The 25,792-nt window shown below is 58.6% G+C and carries 19 protein-coding genes; 11 read left to right on the top strand and 8 right to left on the bottom strand.

Annotation, left to right across the window (positions count from 1 at the left end; translation table 11 throughout):
- Window positions 1-6: 6 nt before the first annotated feature.
- Together ACXAGD_RS21560 and ACXAGD_RS21565 are read left to right on the top strand one after the other, a co-directional pair.
- The gene (locus ACXAGD_RS21560; RefSeq protein ID WP_475213910.1) at window positions 7-435 is read left to right on the top strand and encodes an organic hydroperoxide resistance protein; all 429 of its coding nucleotides are present in this window, start codon (window positions 7-9) and stop codon (window positions 433-435) included.
- A gap of 217 nt (window positions 436-652) precedes the next feature.
- Window positions 653-868, top strand: a complete 216-nt coding sequence (locus ACXAGD_RS21565; RefSeq protein WP_475213912.1) for a hypothetical protein — start codon at window positions 653-655, stop codon at window positions 866-868.
- Window positions 869-1,044: 176 nt separating this feature from the next.
- Here the strand turns inward: ACXAGD_RS21565 and ACXAGD_RS21570 are convergent, their stop codons facing one another.
- On the bottom strand, window positions 1,045-1,989 hold the full coding sequence (locus tag ACXAGD_RS21570) for a PDR/VanB family oxidoreductase (RefSeq protein WP_475213914.1): 945 nt from the start codon (window positions 1,987-1,989) through the stop codon (window positions 1,045-1,047).
- 187 nt (window positions 1,990-2,176) lie between these two features.
- On the opposite strand from ACXAGD_RS21570, the gene ACXAGD_RS21575 reads away from it, so the two are divergent.
- The 5 genes from ACXAGD_RS21575 to ACXAGD_RS21595 all read left to right on the top strand — a co-directional run bounded on the left by ACXAGD_RS21575 (window position 2,177) and on the right by ACXAGD_RS21595 (window position 8,612).
- A complete protein-coding gene (locus ACXAGD_RS21575; RefSeq protein ID WP_475213917.1) occupies window positions 2,177-3,082 on the top strand; it encodes a LysR substrate-binding domain-containing protein in 906 nt (301 codons plus the stop codon).
- A gap of 104 nt (window positions 3,083-3,186) precedes the next feature.
- Window positions 3,187-4,344, top strand: coding sequence for an aromatic ring-hydroxylating oxygenase subunit alpha (locus ACXAGD_RS21580; RefSeq protein ID WP_475213919.1), 1,158 nt, complete (start codon window positions 3,187-3,189; stop codon window positions 4,342-4,344).
- The gene (locus ACXAGD_RS21585) at window positions 4,341-5,792 is read left to right on the top strand and encodes an aldehyde dehydrogenase family protein (RefSeq protein WP_475213921.1); all 1,452 of its coding nucleotides are present in this window, start codon (window positions 4,341-4,343) and stop codon (window positions 5,790-5,792) included. The genes ACXAGD_RS21580 and ACXAGD_RS21585 overlap by 4 nt, the downstream gene beginning before the upstream one ends.
- 2 nt (window positions 5,793-5,794) lie before the next feature.
- Complete coding sequence (locus ACXAGD_RS21590; RefSeq protein ID WP_475213923.1) at window positions 5,795-6,034, top strand: hypothetical protein; 240 nt, start codon at window positions 5,795-5,797, stop codon at window positions 6,032-6,034.
- A 157-nt stretch (window positions 6,035-6,191) separates the two neighbouring features.
- On the top strand, window positions 6,192-8,612 hold the full coding sequence (locus ACXAGD_RS21595) for a GcvT family protein (protein WP_475213925.1): 2,421 nt from the start codon (window positions 6,192-6,194) through the stop codon (window positions 8,610-8,612).
- A 58-nt stretch (window positions 8,613-8,670) separates the two neighbouring features.
- Here ACXAGD_RS21595 and ACXAGD_RS21600 read toward each other — a convergent pair whose 3' ends face one another.
- From ACXAGD_RS21600 to ACXAGD_RS21610, 3 genes are all read right to left on the bottom strand, one after another.
- Window positions 8,671-9,990, bottom strand: a complete 1,320-nt coding sequence (locus tag ACXAGD_RS21600) for an aspartate aminotransferase family protein (protein WP_475213928.1) — start codon at window positions 9,988-9,990, stop codon at window positions 8,671-8,673.
- Window positions 9,987-11,507 (bottom strand): trimethylamine methyltransferase family protein, encoded by a 1,521-nt coding sequence (locus tag ACXAGD_RS21605; RefSeq protein ID WP_475213930.1) that lies wholly within the window; start codon window positions 11,505-11,507, stop codon window positions 9,987-9,989. The genes ACXAGD_RS21600 and ACXAGD_RS21605 overlap by 4 nt, the downstream gene beginning before the upstream one ends.
- 110 nt (window positions 11,508-11,617) lie before the next feature.
- Window positions 11,618-12,595 carry a LysR family transcriptional regulator gene (locus ACXAGD_RS21610; protein WP_475213932.1) on the bottom strand — a complete coding sequence of 326 codons (978 nt, stop codon included), beginning with the start codon at window positions 12,593-12,595 and terminating at the stop codon, window positions 11,618-11,620.
- Between the two features lie 161 nt (window positions 12,596-12,756).
- Here ACXAGD_RS21610 and ACXAGD_RS21615 point away from each other — a divergent pair, with 161 nt between their 5' ends.
- The 4 genes from ACXAGD_RS21615 (at window position 12,757) to ACXAGD_RS21630 (ending at window position 19,202) form a co-directional block, all read left to right on the top strand.
- Window positions 12,757-15,150, top strand: a complete 2,394-nt coding sequence (locus ACXAGD_RS21615; protein ID WP_475213935.1) for a GcvT family protein — start codon at window positions 12,757-12,759, stop codon at window positions 15,148-15,150.
- Window positions 15,147-17,561 (top strand): GcvT family protein, encoded by a 2,415-nt coding sequence (locus tag ACXAGD_RS21620; RefSeq protein WP_475213936.1) that lies wholly within the window; start codon window positions 15,147-15,149, stop codon window positions 17,559-17,561. The genes ACXAGD_RS21615 and ACXAGD_RS21620 overlap by 4 nt, the downstream gene beginning before the upstream one ends.
- A gap of 9 nt (window positions 17,562-17,570) precedes the next feature.
- Complete coding sequence (locus tag ACXAGD_RS21625; protein WP_475213938.1) at window positions 17,571-18,335, top strand: sulfotransferase-like domain-containing protein; 765 nt, start codon at window positions 17,571-17,573, stop codon at window positions 18,333-18,335.
- Window positions 18,336-18,557: 222 nt separating this feature from the next.
- A complete protein-coding gene (locus ACXAGD_RS21630) occupies window positions 18,558-19,202 on the top strand; it encodes a TetR/AcrR family transcriptional regulator (RefSeq protein WP_475213940.1) in 645 nt (214 codons plus the stop codon).
- Between the two features lie 77 nt (window positions 19,203-19,279).
- Here ACXAGD_RS21630 and ACXAGD_RS21635 read toward each other — a convergent pair whose 3' ends face one another.
- The 4 genes from ACXAGD_RS21635 to bcoG all read right to left on the bottom strand — a co-directional run bounded on the left by ACXAGD_RS21635 (window position 19,280) and on the right by bcoG (window position 25,783).
- Window positions 19,280-21,373, bottom strand: coding sequence for a sulfotransferase (locus ACXAGD_RS21635; protein ID WP_475213942.1), 2,094 nt, complete (start codon window positions 21,371-21,373; stop codon window positions 19,280-19,282).
- Between the two features lie 226 nt (window positions 21,374-21,599).
- Window positions 21,600-23,291, bottom strand: a complete 1,692-nt coding sequence (locus ACXAGD_RS21640; protein WP_475213944.1) for a BCCT family transporter — start codon at window positions 23,289-23,291, stop codon at window positions 21,600-21,602.
- Window positions 23,292-23,426: 135 nt separating this feature from the next.
- Window positions 23,427-24,857: a carnitine 3-dehydrogenase gene (locus tag ACXAGD_RS21645; RefSeq protein ID WP_475213946.1), complete on the bottom strand. Its 1,431-nt coding sequence runs from the start codon at window positions 24,855-24,857 to the stop codon at window positions 23,427-23,429.
- Window positions 24,854-25,783 carry a 3-dehydrocarnitine:acetyl-CoA trimethylamine transferase BcoG gene (bcoG, locus tag ACXAGD_RS21650; RefSeq protein ID WP_475213949.1) on the bottom strand — a complete coding sequence of 310 codons (930 nt, stop codon included), beginning with the start codon at window positions 25,781-25,783 and terminating at the stop codon, window positions 24,854-24,856. Before bcoG ends, ACXAGD_RS21645 begins: the two co-directional genes overlap by 4 nt.
- Between the last annotated feature and the right edge of the window lie 9 nt (window positions 25,784-25,792).

The raw sequence follows: 25,792 nt of genomic DNA on the forward strand, positions 1-25,792 counted from the left end.
AGCACTATGCCCGTATCACCCGTTTACACAGCACATGGCACCGCAACCGGCGGCCGTGATGGCAAAGGCACAATTTCCGGCTCTGATGTGGTTCTGAACCTCGCCGTGCCCACGGAAATGGGCGGCAGTGGCAAGGGTAATAACCCGGAGCAGCTTTTCGCGGTTGGGTACTCGGCCTGTTATATCGGCGCTATGCAATTTGCGGCGTCGCAGGACAGCAGCCTGCCGAAAGTTCCCGCTGACGTTACGGTCGAAGCCGCTGTTGGCATTGGCCCGCGTGAGGCGGGCGGTTTCGGTCTGACCGTATCTCTGACTGTGACGCTGCCAGGTGTCGATCAGTCCGAAGCTGAACGCCTGACCGAGGCGGCCCACAAAATCTGCCCCTATTCGAATGCCGTTCGTGGCAACGTAGAGGTTCAGACCGTGCTGGCCTGATCAATGACAAAAACACTGCGCAAGTTCCAAGACGGACGTTGCGCAGTGTTGTTGAACGCGCCTCGATACCCCTGCACGTTCGTTGCCGAAGTGAGGTTCTCCGTGGCGAGTCGTCGTTTTTAACTCAAAAAGTAAAAAACAACATTTACTATCCGTAAAGTCGAGCCTAAATGTAAACAGAGAAATTTATCTTAAGCTCAAGACACGTGAAGCCCAAATGACCGAACGCGCAGACGCTGAGACCTCCGCAAACAATTCGCACCTGTCGCACTCCTTCATGATGGAGGCACCAATGATGGACGATGAAATGAGCTATGCGCCCTTTGTCTACGCGCCGTTCATCGGCTTCGCCGGCAAGAAGGCTATGACCTTTGCCAATGGGCTGCTGGCAGCAGGCCCTTTGACCAAAGCTATTTGCGAAAAGACGTCCTGATCTTCGGTGATCGGAACTCGGTACAGGTACCCCGTAGTTCGTGGTGCCTGCAGGTGCCGTCAGTCAGACCCCCCGCTGATGTCACCAAACTGAACGTCCCGCGACCTTCAATGTGATGAACAAGCAGGTCGCGGGGCGTTCAATGTTCAGATAGGCGCCTGTCGAAAGTGCTACTGTTACAGTGCCAGCACCAAACGGTCGGATTTGGCGCGTGACACACAGGTGCAGAGATAGCCGTTTGTGGCCTGTTCCTCGGGCGTCAGAATGCCATCGCGATGATCTACTTCGCCCTCAACAACATCAACCATACACGAGCCGCATAGCCCCTCAGAACAACCGAAATCCACGTGAACGCCATTGCTTTTGAGAACGTCGAGGATGGTTTCGTCCTTTGACACCGGGTAGACGGCGCCGGTGGACTGAACCTCAATCTCAAAACTGTCATTGGGCGCATGTTCGATGTCGGATACAGGAGCGAACCGTTCAAAATGGATCGCACCGCCACGTAGGCCGGTGCCAGCTTCTAACACAGCGTTCAACATTGGTTCTGGGCCGCAAGTATAAACATCTGCACCCATAGGCATGGACTGCATCACCGACGACAGATCGAACTGTCCATCAGTATCGTCGCAATGCAAGTTGTACCATTCGTCCAAACCCAGCGCGCGGAACTGTTTGTCCATGGCTGCGTATTCCTTGGACCGTACCAGGTAATAGACCCGGAAATCCTGTCCCCGGTTCAGCAACTCGCGCGCCATCGCCACCAGCGGGGTCGCCCCAATGCCACCCGCGATCAGGGTGACGTGGCGATCATGGCTTTCCAGCGGGAAGTGATTTCGGGGCCCGCCAATGGCAAGCTCGGTGCCTTCTTCCAGATCGTGCATGCTCCGCGACCCGCCGCGCCCATCGTCCTCGCGTTTGACGGCAACACTAATCATGCGTCCGTCCTGACTCCAACTCCACAGTGAGTACTGGCGCACCAGATCCTCATTAAGGTGAATATCCACATGGGCGCCAGGCTCGAGGCCAGTGAACCGTCCGCCGAGGATTTCGAAACAGAAATCCGACGTGTCCGGGCTCAGTTCGGATTTACGGACAAGGCGTGCAGCTTGTGTATTCATCTGGCTATCCATCATGTGTTTATCGATATGCCCCGAATGTTGCCGGATTCTTGGCCAGTGCCTGGCAGTTTTGGACGTAAAAACGGGCCGCACCAAAGCTGCAGAAAAAAACATGGTTTTCAATTGCAAAATTTCTCATTTTCGGTTGAAACAAGCTCAAGCCAACCTTCATAGCCATGTAGAACGTATGTCACGCCGCCACTATAACTTGCCCCCACTCGCCACGCTGTCCGCCTTTGAAGCCGCGGCCCGCCACTTGAGCTTTAAAGAAGCCGCAAGCGAGTTGTCCGTCACTCCGGGGGCTGTGAGTCATCAGATCAAGGCGCTGGAGGCCGATCTGAGTGCAGCTCTTTTCGTCCGCAAACACCGCGGAGTGGAGCTGACCGAAGATGGCGCCGCGCTCTATGAGGTTCTGGGTGCATCCTTTCTAAATATGTCCAAAGTGCTGGAGCAGATCCGTAGCGGGGATTCGGAAAACCATGCCACTGTGGGATCGACCACTGCCGTTGCTGCCCTGTGGTTGTCCCCGTCGGTCATCCGGTTCTGGCAGGAGTTTCCGCACGTCAAAGTGAACCAAATGGCGCAGGATACGACCTTTGCTGATCGCCCCGATCTGGACTTCTTTATCCGCTACGGGCAGGACCCGAAGTCTTCGTTGCCGCATACAAAGCTGTATCGGGATACCCTGACGCCCGTGTGCAGCCCTGAGCTTGCTGCTGATTTGAAAGGCGCCAGCCTCAGCGACCTGACTCAGCACCGCCTTATTCATCTGGAAACCAGAGACAGTACCTGGACCACCTGGCCAGAGTGGTTTCACGAACTTGGGTTTAGCGGCAATATACCGGCGCAATCGCGGGTCAACAGCTACGCGCTGGCCCTGCAAGTTGCCCGCAAGGGGGCTGGCCTGGCGTTGGGTTGGCAGCGCTTGATTCAACCGATGCTCAGCTCGGGCAAGCTGGTAGCCCTTGAAGAGTTCAGCATTCCGGCCCCAAGCAATTTCTATCTGGTCGGGCGTGAGGATGAACATCTTTCCGAGGGAGCCTTGGCCCTAAAGAACTGGCTGCTGGACGAAGTTCACGGCGGATCGGTTTAGGCAGGTTAACTCATCGGTTAGATTTTTTGGTATTGAAGGCGTACCGGTTGCGCTGCCAATGGTGAGGAAATCCAAAAAGACACAGACACACTCAGGAGAGACCGATGAACAAGCATGCTTCGCTTTCGTCCGTTCTGACCCCGGTAAATACAGCCAAGGGACTGCCGAACGAGCATTATATCGACCCCGCCGTTTTTGCCGAGGAACGGGAGTCCGTCTTGTTTGCCAACTGGTCCGGTATCGGGTTTGGCAAGGACATCCCCGAAACGGGCGACGCAAAACCGGTCGACTTTCTGGGTATGCCCATCCTGATGGTCCGTGACCGCAATGGCGAGATCGGCGTGTTCCAGAACACCTGCCGTCACCGTGGCATGATCCTGGTCGACAAGCCTCAGAAAATCCGCGGTGCAATCCGCTGCCCCTACCACAGCTGGTGCTATGGCCTTAACGGCGAGCTGCGCACTGCCCCGCATGTTGGCGGCCCCGGCCAAAACACCCATGAAGATCTGGACTTCGCTCAACTGGGCTTGTTTCGCATCCGGTCCTATGTCTGGCGCGACGTTGTCTTCGTGAACGTAGACGGCAACGCCTCGGAATTCGAAGAGGTTCACGGCGAGTTGATGGAACGCTGGAAAGAGTTCGAACAGCCGATGTACCACGGCGGCGCCGGTGCATCCGTACGTCTTGATCTGGACTCGAACTGGAAACTGGCCGTCGAAAACTTCTGCGAAAGCTACCACCTTCCTTGGGTCCACCCCGGCCTGAACAGCTATTCGCGTCTGGAAGACCACTACAACATCAACGAGCTTGGTAAATATTCGGGTCAGGGCACGCTGGTTTATCGCCAGTTTGAAGGTCAGGACGGCGAAAAGCTGGACGATTTCGAAGGCCTTAGCGACAAGTGGAACGAAGGCGCGGAGTACATCGTTGTCTACCCGAACGTGATGCTGGGTGTTCAGCGGGACCACGGCTTTGCCTTTATTCTGGAACCCGTGACCCACGAAAAAACCATCGAGCATATCGAGCTGTACTACGCGAAAAAGCCCGAAGACGCGCCCGAGCATGAACCCCTGCGCGCCGAGAACTCGCAGCTGTGGAAAACCGTATTCGAAGAAGACGTGTTCGTTGTGGAAGGTATGCAGAAAGGCCGTCATGGTGTGCTATTCGACGGTGGTCGCTTCTCGCCCGCGATGGACGGGCCGACGCACTGCTTCCACCATTGGATTGCGACCCAGATCGAAAAAGGTCGCGCGGAAGCATGAGCGAATTTCTGAAGGGCGGTCTGGCCAGAAACTTTCTGGCCGGGTCGTGGGTCGACGGCGAAAAAGGTGCGTCCATTGCTGTCGAAGACCCCGGCAACGAGGATCACGTCGCAGATTGCGCCCGAGCTGGTGAAGAATCGGTTGGCAAGGCGCTGGACGCCGCCCGTGCTTCGTTCGAACGGGGCGATCTGGCCGATATGAAACCGGCGGAACGCGGTCGGTTGATGATCCGTATAGCAGAAGAAATCCGTAGCATTGCGGATGAAGGCGCGGAGTTGCTTTGCCGCGAAAGCGGCAAGACATTGGAAGCCGCAAAGGATGAGTTCATCGAGGCGGCCCAGTACTTCGAATACTACGGCGGTGTTGCCGACAAGATAGAAGGCAAGTCGATCCCGCTAGGCCCGGATTACGCCGACTATACCGTTTTTGAACCCTTTGGGGTTTCGGCGCAGATCGTTCCGTGGAACTTCCCTGTTTCGATCGCGGGCCGGTCGCTGGCCCCGTCCATGGCCGCTGGCAACTCGACCATCATCAAGTCGCCCGAACTGGACCCACTTGGCTTGGCCATGCTGGGTGTTGCGCTGGAACGCGCGGACGTTCCCAAAGGTGCGGTGTCGATCCTGAACGGCATAGGTCCCGATATTGGCGCCAAGCTGGTGGCAAGCTCGCAGGTTGATCAGATTGTATTCACCGGTTCGGTGCCCACAGGGCAACGCATCCTTCGGTCCGCGGCGAACAATGTGATTCCCTCACTGATGGAGCTGGGCGGCAAGTCCGCGGCGGTGGCCTTTGACGATGCAGATCTGGATACGCTGATGTCCAGCCTGCAAAGCGGAATTTTCTACAATGCGGGTCAAGTTTGCTCGGCCATGGCGCGGGTGCTGGTACATCGGTCAATTTATGATCAGGCGGTGGAACGTGCCGCAGACCTGGCCAACGGCCTGAGCGTTGGCCACGGTCTGGAAAACCCCGATCACACGCCGGTCATCTCTGCCCGCCAATTGCAAAGCGTCGAAGAGATCACCTCGACCGCTCGTCAGGACGGTGCCCGCGTTGCTGCGGGGGGTGCACGATTGGACCGCAAGGGCTATTTCATGGCGCCGACCATTCTGGCCGATGTCGACCCCGCAAGCCGGGTAGCGCAGGAAGAGGTCTTTGGCCCCGTCACCTGCTTCACTCCCTTCGATACCGAGGCAGAAGCTGTAGCAATGGCCAATGGCACCGAATTCGGGCTGGTCGCCGGCATCTTCACCCGCGATCTGGCGCGGGCGCATCGGGTGTCGCGCAAACTGCGGGCCGGTCAGGTCTTTGTGAACGAATGGTTCGCTGGTGGCGTCTCGACCCCGTTTGGGGGCGTCGGCAAATCGGGGTTCGGGCGTGAAAAAGGGCTTGAGGCGCTGTATAACTATGTTCGCACCAAAAACATTGCGATCTCGCTGAAAGGCTGACCGTGGATCTGGTCGAACTGGATAAGCAACTGCTGCAGGCACATGCGGACTACGATGTGCCTGCCCTGATCCGCCTCTATCACGAGGCGTCAAAGCAGGCCGAACTGCGTCAGGATCACGACGCGGCCTGTTTCTATCTGACCCATGCCTTCGTCTTTGCGCTAGAATACGGCGCACCCGAAGCGGATGAGTTGAATCAAAAACTATTTGAACGCGGTCGGGCACATCGTCTGGAGTTTTGAAACAGCGGTGGGACACTGCGCTTCAGGCAGTGTCCCTGACTGCTTTCCACCTAATGGGTTTAACTAATCTCACCTTAGCTTGAATTTTGTGGACGTTGTCGTTGGACCACCGTTTGTGAAAGAAAACCAACGACACGAAAACGCGCGAGATAGCAAAATGCGAACAGAAGCTCAGGCCGTAGTCATCGGCGGCGGTGTAATTGGGTGCTCGATCCTGTATCATTTGACTAAACTAGGATGGTCGGATGTTGTTCTGTTGGAACGGGATGAGTTGACCTCTGGCTCAACCTGGCATGCGGCGGCGAACATTCACGGGCTGCATGACAGCACCAATATCAGCCGTATCCAGCACTATACGATGAACCTGTACAACTCTCTTGAGGAGGAAACAGGCCAAAGCTGCGGCGTGTTCCAACCCGGCTCGCTGTATTTGGCCCAGACCGAAGAGCGCGAGCATCAGCTCAAGCTGCAGGCGGCCAAGGCCAAGCTTTATGGCATGAACTTCTATGAAATCAGCATCGAGGAAGCGCAAAAGCTGAACCCGCTGGTCAACTACGAAGGCATCCGCTGCGTGATGTTCGAACCCGATGGCGGCAATGTCGACCCCTCGGGTGTGACCAACGCTTATGCGGTCGGTGCGCGCCAGCGCGGTGCCGAAATCCACCGCTTTACCCCAGTTACCGCGACCGAACAGCAGGCCGATGGCACCTGGATCGTCAAAACGCCCAAAGGCGATATCAAGACGCCTTGGGTGGTGAACGCTGCTGGCCTGTGGGGCCGTGAAGTTGCCAAACTGGCCGGGATCGATCTGCCGCTGCAGCCGACCGAACATCAGTATTTCGTGACCGAAACCATGACCGATGTGGAGTCGCACGGCACTCGCCTGCCTTCGGTCTCGGATCGCGATGGCGAATACTATCTGCGTCAAGAAGGTCAGGGCCTGTTGGTCGGCGCCTATGAGAAGGACATGAAGTTCTGGGCCGAAGAAGGCACTCCGCTGGACTTCGCGCACGACCTGTTCCCCGATGACCTTGAGCGCATCGAAGAAAACATGATGAACGCGATTGAGCGTCTGCCCGCCGTGGGTGAGGCCGGGATCAAGCGGGTCATCAACGGCCCGATGATCTGGTCGCCGGATTCGAACGTTCTGATGGGCCCAGTCCCCGAAGTGGACGGCTATTTCTGCTGTAACGGCATCATCCCCGGCTTTTCGCAATCCGGTGGTATGGGCCTGATGGCGGCACAGTGGATCATCGAGGGCGAGACCGAATACGACATGTTCGCCTGGGACATGGCGCGGTTCGACACCTGGGCCACCAAGGAATTCACCAAGGCCAAAGTGCAAGACCAGTACGCGCACCGCTTTGCTATCCACTTCCCGAACGAAGAACGCAGTGCAGGTCGTCCCGCACGCGTGCGCCCGATCTACGAGACCCAGAAAGCCATGGGCGCGGTCTTTGGCCTGAACGTCGGCTGGGAACATCCGCTGTGGTTCGCAGATGCGCCGGGCACCGTAGATGCCAACGGCTTCACCCGTCAGAACTGGTGGGGGCCGGTGGGCGAAGAATGCAAGATGCTGCGTGAGCGCGCGGGAGTCATCGATATCTCGAACTTTGCCAAATACATCTGCAAAGGTCCGGGTGCCGCAGACTGGCTGAATGCTGTTTTCGCCAACAATATGCCCAAGGCGGTTGGCCGCTCCTGCCTGACACCGCTGATTTCCAAGCGGGGCGGTATCGCAGGTGACTTCACCGTCACGTGTGTGGCCGAGGACGAGTTCTGGATCATCGGCTCGGGCATGGCAGAACGCTACCACAAGCGGTTCTTTAAGCAGGTCCCGCTGCCCGAAGGCACCAGCTTCGAAAGCAAGACCGAAGCGATGTGCGGCTTCAACGTCGCTGGCCCGAAATCGCGCGAAATCCTGCAGCGCCTGACCAACGCTTCACTGGCGACCGAGAATTTCCCGTTCATGCGATCGGCCAAGATCGAACTGGCTGGCGTCGAGGTTCTGGCCCTTCGTGTGTCCTTCACTGGTGACCTGGGTTGGGAACTGCATTGCCCCACCGAAGATCAGGCCCGTTTGTATGACGCGCTGATCGAGGCCGGCAAAGAGTTCGGTGCTGGCCCAGTCGGCAGCCGTGCACTGATGTCGATGCGGGTCGAAAAGGGCTATGGCTCGTGGAGCCGCGAATACAGCCCCGAATACTGGCCGCATGAGGTTGGTCTGGAGCGTCTCTGCAAGTTTGAGAAAGACTTCCTAAACAAAGAGGCCGCACAAAAGGTTCTGGAAAACCCAGCGCGCGAACAGTTGGTCCTGCTGCATCTGGACGAGGCCGACGTCACTGCCTCGAACGCGGACGCAACCGGTGGCGAGCCGATCTTCATGGATGGCGCAGGCATCGGGCGCGTGACGTCCGGCACCTATGGCTACACCGTCGGCATGTCGCTGGCCTTAGGTTACGTCAAGAACGCCCAGCCGGGGGATGAGGTTGAGGTTATGGTCCTCGGGCGCTCGCACAAGGCGGTAATCCTGCACGAGCCACCCTTTGACGCAGCGGGTAAAGTCCTGCGGGGCTAAGCTAACCCATTTTGAGTACAGAGCCAGCTGCGCCGGCTGGCTCCTTCTCTTTCAGGCGTTAACCCGTGGCGCGGCTAAAGGCCTGATCCAGACCATCCGCCACGTGATCGACATCCTCCATCGACAGGCACATCGGCGGCACCATGCGCAAGCAGGATTGGAACGCGCCCGATTTCGACAGGATGATCCCGGTTTCGCGCGTGGCCTCGAAAACGGCGGCAGTAGTCTGCGGGTCAGGCTCTTTGGTCTTGCGGTCCTTGACCATCTCAACAGCCAGCATCAGGCCGCGACCGCGCACATCGCCGATGACTGGGTACTTGTCCTTCAACGCGTGCAGGCGCTTCAGTAAGGCGGCCCCAACGTCGCGGGCATTTTCGCGTACCTTGTCCTCTTTGATCACCTGCAGAACGGCACGGCCCGCCGCGCAAGAGGTCGGATTGGCGCCGTAAGTGTGGAACATGAACTTGTCGGCCATAGGGGCTGCGATTTCCTTGCGCGCGACAACCGCGCCCAGTGGGAAACCGTTACCGATGCCCTTAGCCATGACCACGATATCCGGGATAACGCCATCGGCCTCAAAACCCCACATGTGATCCCCGGTGCGCCCGAACCCGGATTGCACCTCATCCGCAATATAGAGACCACCGGCCGCCCGCACCCGTTCGGCGGCACCTGTCATATACCCCTTAGGCATTTCGACGATGCCGCCATAACCCTGCACGCTTTCTACGAAAATCCCGGCGACGCTTCCGGTTGTGGCGGCGTGTATGGTGCGCTCGATCTCGTCCAGATAGGGCTGCGCACCAGCGTTTTCGCCAAAGATGCCTCGATATTGATGCGGGTCAGGCACAAAGGCGACGTTGCCCGGCATCCCCGGATGGCGCCAGCCCGAAATACCGGTGATCGACTGAGCCGCAGCCGTCGGTCCATGGTAGGCCGAACGCAACGCCAGCAGGTCCAGATTACCGGTATAGCTGCGCGCCATGGTCATGGCGAGGTCAACCGCCTCGGAACCGGAATTGGTAAAATGCACCACCCATTCGATGTCACCGCTTGGGTTGGGCATGGTTGCAGCCAGCTCCTCGGCGAAATGCGCGGGCACCGGGTGGTAGAACATTGTGGTGCAATGGGTCAGCTCCTGCGCCTGCTCCATCGCCGCGGCGACCACCTTGGGGTGGCTATGCCCGACCGAGATGCAGACATTCATGCCCAGTAGGTCGGTATATTTGCGCCCCTCAACGTCCCAGAGGTACTGCATGGAGCCCTTCTTGAAGACCATCGGCTCTTTGAACGGAACGAATTTGCGTTGGCTTGCGGCGTAATAGCTATCGCGCCGCCGGGCGGTGTCGTTCAGGGTCCAGTCGGTTTGCATGTTCATGGCTGTTCTCCTTCGATTTCCCGGCTGCGGCGGGCGACGAATTCATCAAGGGCTTCGCGGATATCGGCGTCCAGGGCCGGGGCTTCGTAGTCTTCGATCAACTGCTTTACCCGGGCAGTGGCGCGGTCATGCTGCCAATGGGCACCCTCGGCAGCCCATTGCTCGTAGGTGCCATTGTCGGACATGTCGCCCATCCAGAAAGCGGTTTCGAAATTGTCCTGCGTATGCTGCGCACCAAGGAAATGGCCACCCGGTTCCACCTCTGAAAAGGCTTCCATCGCCTGCGCGCTTTCCGAGAAATCGACGCCCTGAACAAAGCGCTGCATCGCCGCGCAGCGATCGGCGTCCATGACGATTTTTTCGTAGCCAGTGGTCAGCAACCCTTCGAGGCAACCCGTGGCGTGGATGATGAAATTCACTCCGGCCAGCGCGGCACCCATCAACTGCGCCTGGCTTTCGTATCCCGCCTGAGCGTCCGGCACTTTGGCGGCAGTCAACCCCCCGACCGAATGGAAGGGCAGACCCAAACGATCCGCCAGCGCTTTGGCACACATCTGGAACTGAGTGCCTTCGGGCGTGCCGAATGTCGGCGCTCCGGTCTTGAGTGATATGGGTGAAAAGAATGTCCCAAAAGCAGCCGGGGCACCGGGACGGATGAGCTGGATCAACGCGACCGAGGCCATCACCTCGGCCAAGACCTGCGCAAGCGTCGCAGCCACCGAAACCGGCGACATCGCTCCGCCCAGCACGAACGGAGAAACCACCGTGCACTGCCCGGCCCGCGCATATTCCTTCAGCGCCCACAGCATGGTCTCATCCATCACCAAGGGCGCGTTGGTGTTGACCACCGAATAGAGCACGCAGTTTTGGTCGACGAAGTCAGCGCCCATGACAATCTTGCACATTTCGATCGTGTCGCGGGCGCGCTCAGGCGCAGTCACGGCCCCCATAAAGGGCTTGTCGTTCATGGTCAGATGGGTGTGGGCCATGTGCAGGTGTCGTATCGGCACGGAAACATCGACCGGTTCCACCACCACGCCGCCGGAATGGTTAACAGCGCCCAGTTGATGGTGCAGTTTCGTGATGTTCTTAAAGTCTTCCAGCGTGGCGTAGCGCCGCCCGTTTTCCATGTCATGCACGAAGGGCGGACCAAAACTGGGCGCATAGACCTGCGCTTGCCCGCCAATCTGAATGGACCGGGCCGGGTTGCGGGCGTGTTGGGTAAAAACAGATGGCGCGGTTTTGATCTTGTCGCGGCACCAGCCGGGATCGAACCGCACCCGCTCACCCTCGACCCGCGCGCCATGGGTCTTGAACACGTCAAGTGTATCCGGGTCACCGCGGAATTCCATGCCGATCTCGTCCAGAATCCGGTCGGCATTGCGTTCAATAATGGCAATAGCTTCGTCGTCGATCAGGCTGACCAGCCCAATGCGGCGCGTCACGTAGGGAGAGGACAGCGCCCCTTTGGCAGCCCGCGCCTGAACGCGCGATTTGCGGCCTGAACGACGTGACATCTGGTGCCTCCCCAATTCCTGTTGGATACGGCGCGAAAGTTCGTGCCGGTCCCCTGACTATGCATCGGAAACGGGTCGCGAACAGGGGGAGAGGCGTTTGATCGGAAATCCTAATGATTGGGATTAGTGCCGGTGAAGTATGTGATCTGATCTGCGATGTCCGGAAAGCGGTGTTTGAAATGCGTGCAAAGAATATCGGCACATTGATGGGCCAGACGCGCCGGGATATCGCCCAGATCTTCCTTGCGAGACACCACCTGCACGCCGCGTTTGAAGCTGGAAAACGGCAACGGCACAATGCGCAGCGGCATGCCTTCGGCCACGCCGTCGATCAACAGTGAGGGCGTCAGGATCGCGAAACATTTACCAGTCACCACACCGGCCACCACCATCGAGGACCGGTCCGCCTCAATCGCGCGGGGCAGGTTCAGGCGGCAGCGTTGCAGATGCTGATCTGTGCGTCGGCCCACCGGGGTAAGCGCCCCGAACCGCACCAACGACAGACGTTCGGAAATGGCGTGTATATCGTCCTCAGGGCCGTCGTAACCTTCGGGCAATACCAGAAAAAACGGTTCTTCCATAACGGGATAGGTGTCGTAGTCGTCGCTCATCACGAACAGTTCCGAGGTTACCGCAATGTCGATCTTCCGCGCGGTCAGCGCGCTTTGGTGGTCGCTGGCCAAGCCAGCCGACAGGATCAGTTCCGGTACCCTCAACTCGTGTTCGACAAAGGCGAATAATCCCGGGGTGAGGGTTGTGGCGGTCGAAGCAAGAAGCCCCACACGCAGCACCGGCAACGTGGCAGCCTTCAGGTGGCGCAGGTCCGATTTCAGGTCTTCGATTTCGTTGAGGATGCGATACCCGTGCCGCTGCATCGCCTCACCCGCATGGGTCAGCCCCAGCGGTCTATGAGAACGATCAATCAGGGTTACGCCAAAGGCGCTTTCAAGATTTTTCAGATGCTGCGATGCCGCCGACTGAGTGATCCCCAAAGCACGGGCCGCCGCTGTCACATGCCGCATTTCTGCGACGGCCATGAACACCTCAATAGCCCGGAACAGATTGATTTCAGCCTCATTGCGCGTCATTTTTTTCTTTTTCCTCAATATTCGCAGCCGATTGCGGTAAAGGGCTTGGGCAGGAACGGTGCAAGCTCTGCTTATCATTAGTTGTAGTTATGATGATAGGTGGCACTTGATCCCATTCATGTCGCGAAGAACATGGGCGACAAGACTGAGGAGTGCCATTCATGGCGGGAACCATCATCATCGGCGGCGGCGCGATCGGGCTGAGCCTGGCCTACCATCTGGTCTCGGCCGGGGCGACGGATGTGCAGGTTCTTGAGCGTAATCAGCTGACCTCGGGCACCAGTTGGCACGCGGCCGGAATTGTCGGCCCGCTGCGCGCGACACCGAACATGACCCACTTAGCGATGTATGCCGGAACGCTTTTTCCCAAGCTGGAAGAGGAATGCGGCCTGTCCACCGGGTATCGTCAGACCGGCGGGTACTGGCTGGCGCGTGATCCCAACCGAATGGACGAACTGCATCGCATTGCGTCGCTGGGCCAGCATCTTGGGTTGACGCCATCCATCATTCTCCCCGACAAGATCGACATCCCCGACCTCAATCTGGATGGTCTTGTCGGCGCGTTGCGGGTTGAAGAGGACGCCAATGTAAATCCAGTGGATCTGTGCATGGCCTACGCCAAGGCCGCACGTGCCAAGGGGGCGAACATCCGCGAAGGCGTGCTGGTTGACCAATTGCTGGTCGAGGGTGGCCGGATCAAAGGCGTCGCTCTGGCTGACGGGACAGAGCTGTTAGCGGATCGCGTAGCACTGTGCGCTGGGGCCTGGTCCAAGAAACTGGCTGACGCAGCGGGCGTGGCCCTGCCCTTGCAGGCTGTAGAACATATGTATGTGGTTACCGAACCGATGGTGGGGCTACCCAATCCGTACCCGGTTTTGCGCGATCTGGATCGCGGTTTTTACGTCAAAGGCGACGCAGGCAAGCTGGTGATTGGTGGCTTTGAGCCGAACGCAAAATGCTGGGATGCCTTCGGCGTCGAGGGCGACCGCCCGTTTTTGGAATTGCCCGAGGATTGGGATCAGTTCATGCCCTTCATGGAAGGTGCCCTGGAATTGATCCCCGCGCTGGCTGAGACGGGAATCCAGCATTTCATGAACGGCCCCGAGAGCTTTACCCACGACACCCGACCGCTGATCGGCCAGACCCCCGAGGTGGATGGGTTGTATGTGGCGGCGGGTATGAACTCGGTGGGTGTCATGTCGTCGGCCGGTGTTGGTCGGGTGTTGGCTGATTGGATGATCGCAGGCGAGGCGCCGATGGACCTGTGGGAGGTTGATGTGGCGCGCGTCGACCCGCTGACCGCCGCCGCCAGCCATATCGAAACCCGGATGCTAGAATCGGTCAGCGACGCCTTTGCACTGCACTGGCCGTTCAAACAATCCAAAGCCGGGCGGGGCCTGCGCAAATCAGCCCTGCACGACCGATGGGCGACTGCAGGGGCTGAATTTGGCCTCACTGCAGGCTGGGAACGTGGGCTTTGGTATGCACAGGACGACAGCGAACGGGCGCTGCCGTATTCCACCGGTGAACAATCCTGGCAGGAGATCGCCCACCGCGAAGCCGCGATCATGCAGCACGGCACGGCTCTGATCGACCTTTCCCCGTTCGGCAAGTTTGACATTATCGGTCCGGATGCGCTGGTGTTGATGCAATATCTGGTGACTGCCGATCTGGACGTTGCCCCCGGACGCGCGGTCTATACGCCTCTTCTGAACGCTCGCGGAGGGGTTGAGGCCGACGTCACCGTGCTGCGTATTGGGTCGGATCATTTCCGCATGGTGTCCGGGGCCGCAACCCGGCAGAAAGATTTCGCGTGGCTCCGGCGCCGTGGCGCAGGTTTGGACGTGACGGTCCGGGATGTCACCGAAGACGAAGTGGTGATCGGCGTGATGGGCGCCGGGTCGCGGGATGTTCTGGCAGCCGTTTCTGACGCCGACTGGCAGACGTTTTCGTTCTCCACCGCCCGCGAAGTTGTAGTGGCGGGTATTCCCTGTCGTGCACTGCGGGTAAGTTACGTAGGGGAATTGGGTTGGGAGCTTTACATACCCGCTCAACAAGGCGGGCGGGTATTTGATGCGCTTTACGCGCATGGTGCACGGCCGATGGGCCATTTCGCACTGGATGGATGCCGGATCGAAAAAGGGTTCAAACATTGGGGTCATGATCTTGGCCCTGATATTTCTCCGCTGGAGGCCGGGCTGGGCTTCGCCATTGCGTGGGACACTGAGTTTTTAGGCAAAGAGGCATTGGCGCGACAAAAGGCCGAGGGTCTGCGTCGCCGCGCGGTGATTTTTGAACTGCCGGACAAACCGCTGATCCTGCACGACGAATTGATCCTTGAAGGTGATCGCGTGGTCGGTGCCACCACTTCGGGCGCGCGGGGTGCCCGAACCCGCAAGACTTACGCGCTTGGGTTGGTTGAAATCACGCCGGGCGAAACCCTGCGACAGACCTGCGCCCGCAGCTTCACCATCGAAGTGGCTGGTAAACACTTTCCGGCGGTCCCGCTAATGCGCCCGCCTTTTGACCCAAAGAACGAACGGATGAAGTCATGACGGTCACGCAAGCTCAGGTCCTGATCATCGGAGGCGGCGCCATGGGGGTGTCGCTGATGTACCATCTGACCAAGGCGGGTTGGTCGGATGTGGTGCTGACAGAAAAGAACGATCTGACCCACGGATCAACCTGGCATGCGGCAGGGCTGTGCACGCATTTTGCCCACAACCCGACCATTCAAGAACTGCGCGCCACCTCGGTCCGGCTGTATCGCGATATTCTGCCGGAGGAGACCGGCGGCACCTGCGGTTTTCACCGCTCGGGCGCGATGCGGATTACCTCGAACCCGGATCGGATGGATGAGTTCGCCCATGTGGCTGGGCTGAGCCGTTTCACCGGCTACGATCTGCAGATGCTGACACCTGACGATGTGGAGCGTCTGCATCCTCTAGCGCGGACCGAAGGCCTGCTGGGCGGGATTTACGAACCCGATGACGGCCATGTGGACCCTACACTGGCAACCAATGCAATGGCGCAAGTGGCGCGCCGGAACGGGGCCACGATCCTGCGTTACAACCCGGTGACTTCAATCCGACGCGAGGGCGCGTTCTGGGTGGTCGAGACCGAAAAGACCACCATTCAAGCCCGCCATCTGGTCAATGCAGCCGGCACATGGGGTTGGGAAATTGGGCAAATGATGGGGCTGAACATCCCCTCGGTCCCAGTGCTGCACCAGTATCTCGTGACCGATACTGTGGGCGCGGTTGCGGACCGGATCGCAGCAGGCCTGCCCGAACTGCCGATGATCCGCGACCCGGAAGAAAGCTGGTACGTGCGGCAAGAGCGTGATGGATTGATCTTAGGCCCGTATGAAAAGAACGCCGAGGCCTGGTCAATAGACGGCTGCCCGCCAGACTTCGGCGCCGATCTGATGCCGCCCGATCTGGACCGGGTTGAAGACATCATCATGATGGCGATGGCGCGCATTCCAGCGCTGGAAACAGGTGGAGTAAAATCGGTCGTCAATGGACCCATCACTTTCACGCCCGACGCCAACCCGCTGATCGGTCCCGCCCATGGGTTGCCCAACGCCTGGCTGCTGACAGGATCCTCAATGGGCGTGATGGAAGGTGGTGGTGCGGGCTGGTTCCTGTCCCATTGTATGACGCACGGGGCGCCTCCGATGGACGCGCTGGCCGTGGACAGCCGCCGCTTCGGCAGTTGGGCCGACCGCGACTATCGCGTGCAGAAAGCCATCGAATGTTTCGGCCTGCAATTCGGCGTGCATTACCCGCACGAAGAACGCCCCGCAGCGCGCGGTAAAAGGTTGTCGCCGATCCACGACCGGATGGTTGCCCGAGGCGCTGTGATGGGCGCGGCCTATGGCTGGGAACGGCCCAATTGGTTCTCGGCAAAACAAGGCGACGAAACCGTACCAAGCTTCCGCCGGTCAAACTGGTTCAACCGTGTGGCGCTGGAATGTGACACTGTCGCCAATCGCGTTGGTCTGGCGGATATGTCGATCTTTGCCAAATTCGACATCACCGGCCCTGATGCCTGTGCTTTTGTGGATAGTATCGGCGCGAACCGGACGCCCAAACCCGGACGGATCGGCCTGACCCATGCCCTGACTCCTGCAGGCGGCACGCAGTCCGAATTCACCGTCTCAGTGCTGGCAGAAGATCACGTCTACCTGACTTCGGCCGCAGCGGCGGAAGAGATGGACGAAGACCTGCTGCGCGCCCGCGCCGAAGGCTTTGACGTCACCATCAACCGCGTGACCGACGATTTCGGCGTGCTCGGCTTGATGGGGCCAAAATCGCGAAACGTGCTGGCGGCGCTTACCGATGCTGACCTGGGTGTCGGTTTCCCATGGCTATCCGTGCGTGAAATTGACGTGGCCGGAATTCCGGTTCGGGCACTGAGAGTGTCATATGTTGGCGAACTTGGCTGGGAATTGCATGTAAAAGCCGACGACATGCCTGCCCTGTTTGACGCCGTGGAACACGCCGGAAAGCCACATGGTCTGGGCTTTTTTGGGGCCTATGCGATGAATGCAATGCGACTGGAAAAAGGCTATCGCGCCTGGGGTGCGGACTTCACTACCGAACGCACTCCGGTAGAGACCGGCGCTGGCAGCATGGTCAAAATGGATCATGAGTTCGTCGGCAAGGACGCCTTGGCCAAACGGATGCAGGCCGAGGATCGCTGGAACATGGTACTGCTGGAGGTGGCAACCGCAAACGTCGATCCGTACTACGCCCATGGTGTGTATCAGGGTGACCGGGTTGTCGGCATCGTCACCTCAGCCGCGTTCGGGCATCGTACTGGCAAGACACTGGCGCTGGCCTATCTACGCGAACGGGCCGCGCGGACCGATCTGAGCGTCGAGGTCCTCGGCCAGCGGCGCATTGCACAAATCCTTGACCGCCCGCCTTACGATCCGGACAATAACTGTATGAAAACCTGAGGACTTCCCATGGTGTCACATCCGATATTTGTGCTTTGGTCTCATCCCCGCTCGATGTCCACGGCGACGGAACGGATCATGCGGGAACGCGGCGATGTGGACTGTGCCCACGAGCCTTTCATGTATGACTATTACGTGCATCGCAAAAAGCGTGTCATGCCGCACTTCGATGTGCAGGACGGTCACCCCACGCGGTATGAGGACATTCGTGACATGCTCCTGTCCCGCGCCGAAGCCCGCCCGGTGTTCTTCAAGGATATGGCTTATTACGTTTTGCCTCGGATTCTTGAGGACACGGCGTTCCTCAATCGCTTGACCCACGGGTTTCTGGTGCGTGATCCGGTGGCCTCGATCGCGTCGTTTCACCGGCTGGACCCCGAGGTGACGGACGAGGAAATCGGCCTGGAAGCGCAGCGGTTGCTGTATGACGGTATCACAGCAGCCACAGGTCAGGCGGCGCCAGTCATTTCGGCCGAGGACATGCGGGACAACCCTACTGGCGTGATGGGCGGGCTGTGGCGCGCGTGGGATCTGGGGCCTGCGGATCACGCCTTTGACTGGCAAAGCGATGTGCCACGCGACTGGGGCCAGGTCGAAGGATGGCACGGTGACGTAAGCCAAGCGTCCGGCATCCGCCCGATCGAAGAAGGTGAACGCCAACGCCAGATCAACAAATTCGAAGCACAAGCCGCAACTGCACCACAGTTGCGCGAATATCTCGCTCATCACCTGCCGCACTATCAGGAACTGAAATCGAAAAGACTGACGGCCTGACGGTTGGGATGTGACGTGACCCGTTTGAAATAGGCGTTGTCAGGCGGGTGCCCCACCTAGTGTTAGGCCGCAAATTCAGCCTCGGCAGTGTCGCTGCGATTTCTCGAACAATCATAATTGTTTAAGCAGTTACCGCATCACGGACACACTGCAAGAGTCTTGGTGGCAAGCTGATGCCAAACGGTGTATCAAAAGCTTTGCGCATTGTATGCCGGATGCGCGATGACAGATAACGCGCAGTTGCACCCCGTGGACCGCCTTATGAAACTGACTGAAATAAAAAGACAAAATATCATCGAAGCCGCGGTAGAAGAGTTCCGCGAATACGGGTTTCATGGCGCCAACACGACAAGAATCGCCAAACGCGCAGGTGTTTCAAGCCGAACGCTATACAACCACTTCGAAAGCAAGGACGCGCTGTTCGAGGCAATCGCCCAGATCATGATCGAGCGAAACAGCGTCATGGCACCGGTCCCCTATGACTCGGATCGTGACCTGAAAGAACAGTTAATAGACGCGCTTGAACAATATGTCGTGGTGATCACTGACAAAGAGACACTGGGATTGAACCGCATGGTCAACGCGGAACTTTTGCGGGATCTTGACCGCGCACGAGCGTTTTATGCCGAGTTGACGACGCATGACTACCCGATCACGCAGCTCATCGCAGGGGCGATGGAGGCCGGAACCATGCGCAAGTCCGACCCCGCCTATGCGGCCAGCCAACTTCTTGGTCTAGTTAAGACGTTCTTCTTCTGGCCGGTCTACCTGCTGGGAGAGCGTCAGGATACTTCGGGCATAATGGAAGACTGCGTGAACATGTTCCTTTCGCACTATGTTTTAGACAAGAATGCAACTGCACAGTGACAGTGGGCGCAAGTCCCGTGTGTTGTCACTTTGCGCGACCTTCAGCCCCTTTTTTTGGGCACCGGCGAAAACAACGCTCAGAAGTCTATCGCAAGATCGCCGATCGTCTCGACCAGTGGTTTAAGCTGGTCCTCATATTTCAGCCATTTCGCCTTGGATGAGGTATAAAGCGGCTGGCGCACCTGCTGAACGCTGGCAGTCCGCACCCGCCGTTTCCGGGCATGAAAGTCAAGGCAATTGCTGTCCCAGTCCAGTCCGCAATAGTCCAACAGGCGTTTGGTCTGGGCCTCGATGTCATCGACCAACGCTTCGTAGTGAACCGTCAGAAACGCGCCCTCGGGCAACGTGTTGTGCCAGTGGTTAATGAGGCGCACGTAATTCTTGTAATAGCGGCCCAGTTCGACCAGATCATAGCTGTGCAACTGGCTGCGTTCGAACAGGCGCGTATAGCAGGACAGGCAGGTGTCAAACGGATTCCGCGCCACGTGAATAATCTTAGCATTCGGGAACAGGCCGTGGATCAGGCCCAGCAACTGAAAATTCGCAGGCATCTTGTCCACAATGCGAGGCATTGCACGCGCGTGCCCAGTCAGCGTTTCGATATAGTCTTCGGCCCGTTGGTTCAGCCGGTCGTTCGAAAGCGCCCTGACGGTTTCCGGCACCGTAGCCGTGTTGCCATCCATACGGCTGAACAGGTTTTGCAGGTCGTTCAGTTCACCTGCACCAAAGACTTTGCTATGCGCGTCCAGAATGGACTCGGTCAGAGTTGTGCCCGAACGCGGCATGCCCAGCACAAAAATCGGCCGGTCACTGTCCACGGCGCAACCGCGCAGCCGGTCGATCATCGCGCCGTCGAAAGTGGCGATCAGGTCATCCGTCAACTGATCCGTTTCTGCCGCATCATAGTCCACAAGGCTCCGCTTTAGCCGGGCGCCGGTGTCGAACTGCCCGAACGCCTCATCGTGCCTTTTCAACTGCTCGTAACATTCGCCCATTGCATAGTGATAGGCTGCTGCTTTCTGGGGCAGCATTTTGGCGGCATTGGGCAAAGCGGCTTCCATCTGGTGAAAGACCGGGTTGTCTGGGGTGATTTTGTCGATCTTTGACAGCGCAAGCAGCGCACCCAGCTTGTCCTCGGCGGTTTCAGCCGCCTGTTCGAACCGGGCGCGGGCGCTATCGGCATCCCCTTGTTCCAGCGCGAGATGCCCCAGCGCCAGCAGACTTGCTGCCATGTCCGGCTTCAGATCCAGCCCTTTTTCATAGTTCGCAATGGCGCCAGACAGATCACCAAGATGCGCCTTGGCCATTGCCAAATGATGGAAGGCCACGGCACAATCCGGGTCAATTCGCACAGCGTTTTCGGCCTCGATCAAGGCCAGTTTCGGGTGGTTCTTTTCAAACAGAACCTGTGCCAGCCCCACGTAGCTTTCGGCCTTTTGTCCGTTGATCGCAATCGCATTGCGAAAGGCGGCCTCGGCTTTGTCCAGATCGTTTTCCAGCAGGAAAATCCTGCCAAAGTTCCGGTGCAATTCCGCATCCTGCGGGGTGCGCTGCATCTGCGCCTCGGCCACTTTGCGTGCGTCAGAGGGGGTCTCGGCCTCAACCAAAACGGAAATCAGGTTGTTGGCAGTCTCGGTCGAGGCTGGATTGATCCGCAGCGCCTTGCGGTACAATTCTGCAGCCCTTGCGCGGTCACCGTTATCTCGAGCGATGCTGCCAAGGTTATTGATGGCGCGATCAAAATCGGGGTCCAGCGCCAGTGCGCGTTGTTGCGATGCTTCGGCCTCGGTCAGGTTTTTCTGGTCATAGTAGACAAGGCCAAGGTTCGAATGCGCCGCGGCATTGCCCGGGGCCAAACGGATCGCGCGTTGACCGATTTCGACGGCTTCGTCCAACTCACCTGCCGAGCGTAGGATTTCCACGAAGTTCGCCAAAAACACGGCGTCGTTCGGCTGCAGCCGGACCGCTTCGCGCATGGCCTTGACGGCAACACCCCCCTGCCCAGCCAGAAAAGCTGTGAGGCCGACCATCTGATGCGCGTGCGCATGGGCCGGGGCGGCTTTGACAATCTCAGAGAACAACGTGGCCGCCGGTTTCAACTCGCCCTTCTGATAGTGCGACATCGCCAGTTTGAAGGCATCCTGAATAGAAATCGTTTGGCCTTGGGCCATATTGGTAGCTCCGGTCTCTGATACCCCTGCACAAGCAATAAGCGTGTGCTTTTGATATTCCAATGATTGGTAAAGAGTACGCTGGGCACCGTCCATCCTAAGTTGACCATTTCCAGAGTGTTTGCGCATCAAATGCGCACCGTTCGACATCGTGGCCGGATGGATAAGGCCTTTGCCTTGACCACTGGGCGCAACCGCCCAGTGGAGCTTTCTATACCGCAAGCAGTTACGCGTGCAGATCCTGTTTCAGCCTTGTGCCATCAGGCGCAACACTCTGCGTCTGAATCGGAGCTGCCGAGGGATCCTCATTCAGCGACTTCATCAGCCCCCATACCATCGCGATCAACACGAACGAGATCGGGAAGGCCGCGGCGATCGAGGCTGTTTGCAATGCGGCCAGACCGCCCGCCAGCATCAATGCGATCGCAGTGGCCCCGATCCCGACACCCCAGATGATGCGGAACTTTTTCGGCGGGTTGTCGTCACCCATGGAAAGCATCGTGGTGATGACCAGTGTGCCCGAGTCCGCCGATGTGACGAACCACGAGAACAGCAGGATGGTTGCCAGTGCCGACATCGGCCACGCCATCCATTCCATGTCGCCCATCCACGAGGTGGCACCTAGGTTGCCGATGGTGCCGTACAGCGCGGCGGGTAGATCCCAGTTCCGCACGGTTGCAATCACACCTGCCCCGTTTTCCGAGGCCGGGCCCGCGCCCATGTGCAGCTCTTGCCAAATGGCATTGCCGCCAAACATGCACAACCAGAAGAACACCATGACTGTCGGTACGAACAGCACGCCTACCATGAATTCGCGGATGGTGCGCCCGCGCGAGATGCGCGCGATGAACATGCCGACCATCGGTGCCCATGCAATCCACCAGCCCCAGTAGAAGATGGTCCAGCCGCCTTGCCAGGCGATATGTTCGTCAGAGGACGCCGCCCAGAAGCCCATTGGAACGAAGTTCCACAGGTAGTCACCCATGGACGTCACAAAAAAGCCCATCAGCCATTGGAACGGCCCTATGATAACGAACAGCGCCAACAGCAGGATCGACAGCCAGATATTCCATTCCGAGATTATCCGGATGCCTTTACCGACGCCCGAAACGGTTGAAACGATGGCAATGATGCTGACCAGAACGATCAAACCGATCTGCAGCGCCGTTGATCCTTCGATGCCAAACAGCACGTTGAGGCCCGTCACCATCTGACTTGACCCAAGGCCAAGCGAGGTGGCGATCCCGAAGACCGAACCAAACACCGCCAGCAGGTCCACCGCGTGACCCCAGGGGCCATAGATGCGTTCACCGATAAGCGGGTACAGAGCCGAGCGCATGGTCAGCGGCAGTTTCTTGCGAAACCCGAAATAGGCCAGGCTCAAACCAACCAGAACGTACAGCGCCCAACCATGCAGACCCCAGTGGAAATATGTAACTCGCATAGCGTCAATGGCGCGCTGCATGTTCATTTCCGTGTGGCCCGCCAGATCGGCATGGGGGTTGTTCGGATAGCCCCAGACCTGAGAGTTGTCGAAATAGAAGATCGGTTCCGCTACCCCAAAAAACAGGATGCCGATACCGATACCGGCCGAGAACAGCATGGCGACCCAGCTGAAATTCCCAAACTCTGGGCGCGAGTCATCATCACCCAGACGCAGTGAGCCGAACTTCGAGAACATCAGCCAGAGGCAAAAGAAGAACGCGATGGCGAACAGCGTGATGTAGTAAAAGCTCAGGCCGTTTTCGATCCAGCTGCGAATGGATTTGTATAGACCGCCAGCAAATTCCACGTTCATGACCGTGAAAATGACAAAGGCTGCGATCATACCTTTCGCCGCAATGCCCATTCCTGGGTGAAGGCCGGTAAAGAAACCCTCCTTCGCCACAAGATGTGAGTTTTGATGTTGCTCGTCCATTGAGCCCTCCCTTTCTGACCAAGCTATGCCGTGGTGAATAGGTTCTCCTAAAAAACGGATCGGGTTCTGTTGACCCGATCCGCCAGTGAATGCCGTCCCTAAATCGGGGAGAGGAAGAGGCGGCACATGCGTTTCTTAGCCCCGCAGTCCCACGTGACGGCCAACGCCCTGAGGCGCAGGCAGTTTTGCGTGATCCTGTGCGTAGGTTGCGAGATTTGCAGCCACGGCCGCGGACGGCAGAGACGTTTTGCGCGCGTTCAGATCCATGTGGATCAGCAAGGTTTCGACCGTGGCGGCCAGTTGGCCGTTCTCGCCATAGAGGCAGTGGAACAGCTGCATTTTCTTGCCGTCACCCTGCAGCACATGCGTGGTGATCTTTAGTCGGTCGCCTGCGTGCAGTTCGTCCAGGAACTGCATATGGTTTTCGACGGTGAAATAGCTGCTGCCTGCCGCGACATAGTCCGCATCCGCACCGATCATCTCCATGAACCGGTCAGTCGCCTGCGCCGAAGCTTCAAGGTAGTGGGCCTCGTTCATGTGACCGTTGTAATCCGTCCAGCTTTGCGGGATGGTGCGGTCCACGGTGATGGGCAAATCATCAATCACCGGCTCGGGCATGGTGGCTTCGTGCGTATTTAGTACACCGCCTGCGCCACTATTTGTCTTCTTCAGCGCGCGCATCATGCCGATCAGGTTGTCGTCGCGCAGACGCTCCAATTCTCGGATCGACATATGGCCAGATTGCGCATCTGATTGACCGGCGATCAGATCGACCAATTCGTCGGTGAATTCGGGTACGTCCATCAGTTTGGTCCAGGGCCACTGCAGAGCCGGCCCGAACTGCGCCATGAAGTGTTTCATACCGGCTTCGCCACCAGCGATCCGGTAGGTCTCGAACAGACCCATCTGCGCCCAACGCAGACCAAAGCCCATGCGGATGACTTCGTCCAGCTCTTCGGTGGTGCAGATGCCGTCCTTGATCAGCCAAAGGCCTTCGCGCCAGACGGCTTCCAGCAGACGGTCGCCGATATGGGCGTCGATTTCTTTACGGACGGTCAGCGGGTACATCCCGACAGATCGCAGAATGTTCGATGCCTTGGCGCAGGTGTCCACGTCGCCCACCAGTTCCGCCAGCGGCAACAGGTAGACCGGGTTGAACGGGTGCGCAACGACGACGCGTCCACCGTGTTCGTTCAGTTCAGAGGGCTTGAACCCCGATGTCGAGGACCCAATCACCGCGTCCGCAGGTGACAGTTCGTCGATCTGTGCGTGGATCTTGTGCTTGAGGTCCAGACGTTCGGGCACGCTTTCCTGAACCCATGCAGCACCGGCCAGCGCCTCGCCCATATCATCATGAAAGGTCAGTGTACCTTCGGCAGGCATCGCCTTGTCATAGAGCGCAGGCAGGGCGCGGCGGGCGTTGGCCAGCACTTCGCCGATCTTGCGCTCTGCTTCGGGGTCCGGGTCAAAAACCGATACATTCCAGCCGTTCAGCAGGAACCGGGCAACCCAGCCCCCGCCGATCACACCGCCACCGACGATGGTTGCTTTTTGCTGGGCGCTCATGCTGCGACGCCTTTTGCAACGGGTGCGCGTTTGGTCAGACCCAGCTTTTCACGTACAGCATCGGGGCCGATGATCCTGGCGCCCATGTTTTCGATCACGCTCACGGCACGCTCGACCAGTTGCGCGTTGGTGGCAAGAACGCCCTTGTCCAGGAACAGGTTGTCTTCCAGACCGACGCGGACGTTGCCGCCCGCCAGAACCGACTGCGCGGCATAGGGCATCTGATCGCGGCCCAGCGAGAAAGCCGACCAAGTCCAGTCGGACGGCACGTTGTTGACCATCGCCATGAAGGTGTTGATGTCGTTCGGGGCACCCCACGGAACACCCATACACAGCTGAACCAGAGCGTTGGACTCCAGGATGCCCTCTTTCACCAGTTGCTTGGCGAACCAAAGGTGGCCGGTGTCAAAGGCTTCGATTTCCGGCTTCACGCCCAGATCGGTCATCATCTGACCCATCGCCCGCAACATGCCGGGGGTGTTGGTCATCACATAGTCGGCCTCGGCAAAGTTCATGGTGCCGCAGTCGAGGGTGCAGATCTCTGGCAGACATTCGGCGATATGCGCCATCCGCTCGGTCGCGCCGATCATGTCGGTGGCCGCTTCGTTGACCGGGAACGGGCTTTCGGTCGAGCCAAACACGATGTCACCGCCCATGCCGGCAGTCAGGTTCAGAACCACGTCGACCTCTGCGTCGCGGACACGGTCGGTCAACTCACGATACAGGCCCAGATCACGCGATGGCGCACCGGTTTCAGGGTCGCGCACATGGCAGTGCACAACGGCGGCACCCGCCTTGGCCGCATCGATGGCCGAGTTGGCGATCTGCTCGGGCGAGCGCGGTACATGGGGGGATTTGTCCTGCGTACCGCCCGAACCGGTCACGGCGCAGGTGATGAAAACGTCACGATTCATTGCGAGAGGCATGATTGGTAT

It is taken from the genome of Ruegeria sp. ABF4_144, from assembly GCF_056160045.1.

Coding starts and splice junctions, on each gene's coding strand:
- ACXAGD_RS21565 (WP_475213912.1), top strand. CDS start 653: ATGACCGAACGCGCAGACGCTGAGACCTCCGCAAACAATTCGCACCTG.
- ACXAGD_RS21560 (WP_475213910.1), top strand. CDS start 7: ATGCCCGTATCACCCGTTTACACAGCACATGGCACCGCAACCGGCGGC.
- ACXAGD_RS21640 (WP_475213944.1), bottom strand. CDS start 23,291: ATGGACGAGCAACATCAAAACTCACATCTTGTGGCGAAGGAGGGTTTC.
- ACXAGD_RS21635 (WP_475213942.1), bottom strand. CDS start 21,373: ATGGCCCAAGGCCAAACGATTTCTATTCAGGATGCCTTCAAACTGGCG.
- ACXAGD_RS21595 (WP_475213925.1), top strand. CDS start 6,192: ATGCGAACAGAAGCTCAGGCCGTAGTCATCGGCGGCGGTGTAATTGGG.
- ACXAGD_RS21645 (WP_475213946.1), bottom strand. CDS start 24,857: ATGAGCGCCCAGCAAAAAGCAACCATCGTCGGTGGCGGTGTGATCGGC.
- ACXAGD_RS21610 (WP_475213932.1), bottom strand. CDS start 12,595: ATGACGCGCAATGAGGCTGAAATCAATCTGTTCCGGGCTATTGAGGTG.
- ACXAGD_RS21605 (WP_475213930.1), bottom strand. CDS start 11,507: ATGTCACGTCGTTCAGGCCGCAAATCGCGCGTTCAGGCGCGGGCTGCC.
- ACXAGD_RS21570 (WP_475213914.1), bottom strand. CDS start 1,989: ATGAATACACAAGCTGCACGCCTTGTCCGTAAATCCGAACTGAGCCCG.
- ACXAGD_RS21630 (WP_475213940.1), top strand. CDS start 18,558: ATGACAGATAACGCGCAGTTGCACCCCGTGGACCGCCTTATGAAACTG.
- ACXAGD_RS21575 (WP_475213917.1), top strand. CDS start 2,177: ATGTCACGCCGCCACTATAACTTGCCCCCACTCGCCACGCTGTCCGCC.
- ACXAGD_RS21625 (WP_475213938.1), top strand. CDS start 17,571: ATGGTGTCACATCCGATATTTGTGCTTTGGTCTCATCCCCGCTCGATG.
- ACXAGD_RS21600 (WP_475213928.1), bottom strand. CDS start 9,990: ATGAACATGCAAACCGACTGGACCCTGAACGACACCGCCCGGCGGCGC.
- ACXAGD_RS21620 (WP_475213936.1), top strand. CDS start 15,147: ATGACGGTCACGCAAGCTCAGGTCCTGATCATCGGAGGCGGCGCCATG.
- ACXAGD_RS21585 (WP_475213921.1), top strand. CDS start 4,341: ATGAGCGAATTTCTGAAGGGCGGTCTGGCCAGAAACTTTCTGGCCGGG.
- ACXAGD_RS21580 (WP_475213919.1), top strand. CDS start 3,187: ATGAACAAGCATGCTTCGCTTTCGTCCGTTCTGACCCCGGTAAATACA.
- bcoG (WP_475213949.1), bottom strand. CDS start 25,783: ATGCCTCTCGCAATGAATCGTGACGTTTTCATCACCTGCGCCGTGACC.
- ACXAGD_RS21615 (WP_475213935.1), top strand. CDS start 12,757: ATGGCGGGAACCATCATCATCGGCGGCGGCGCGATCGGGCTGAGCCTG.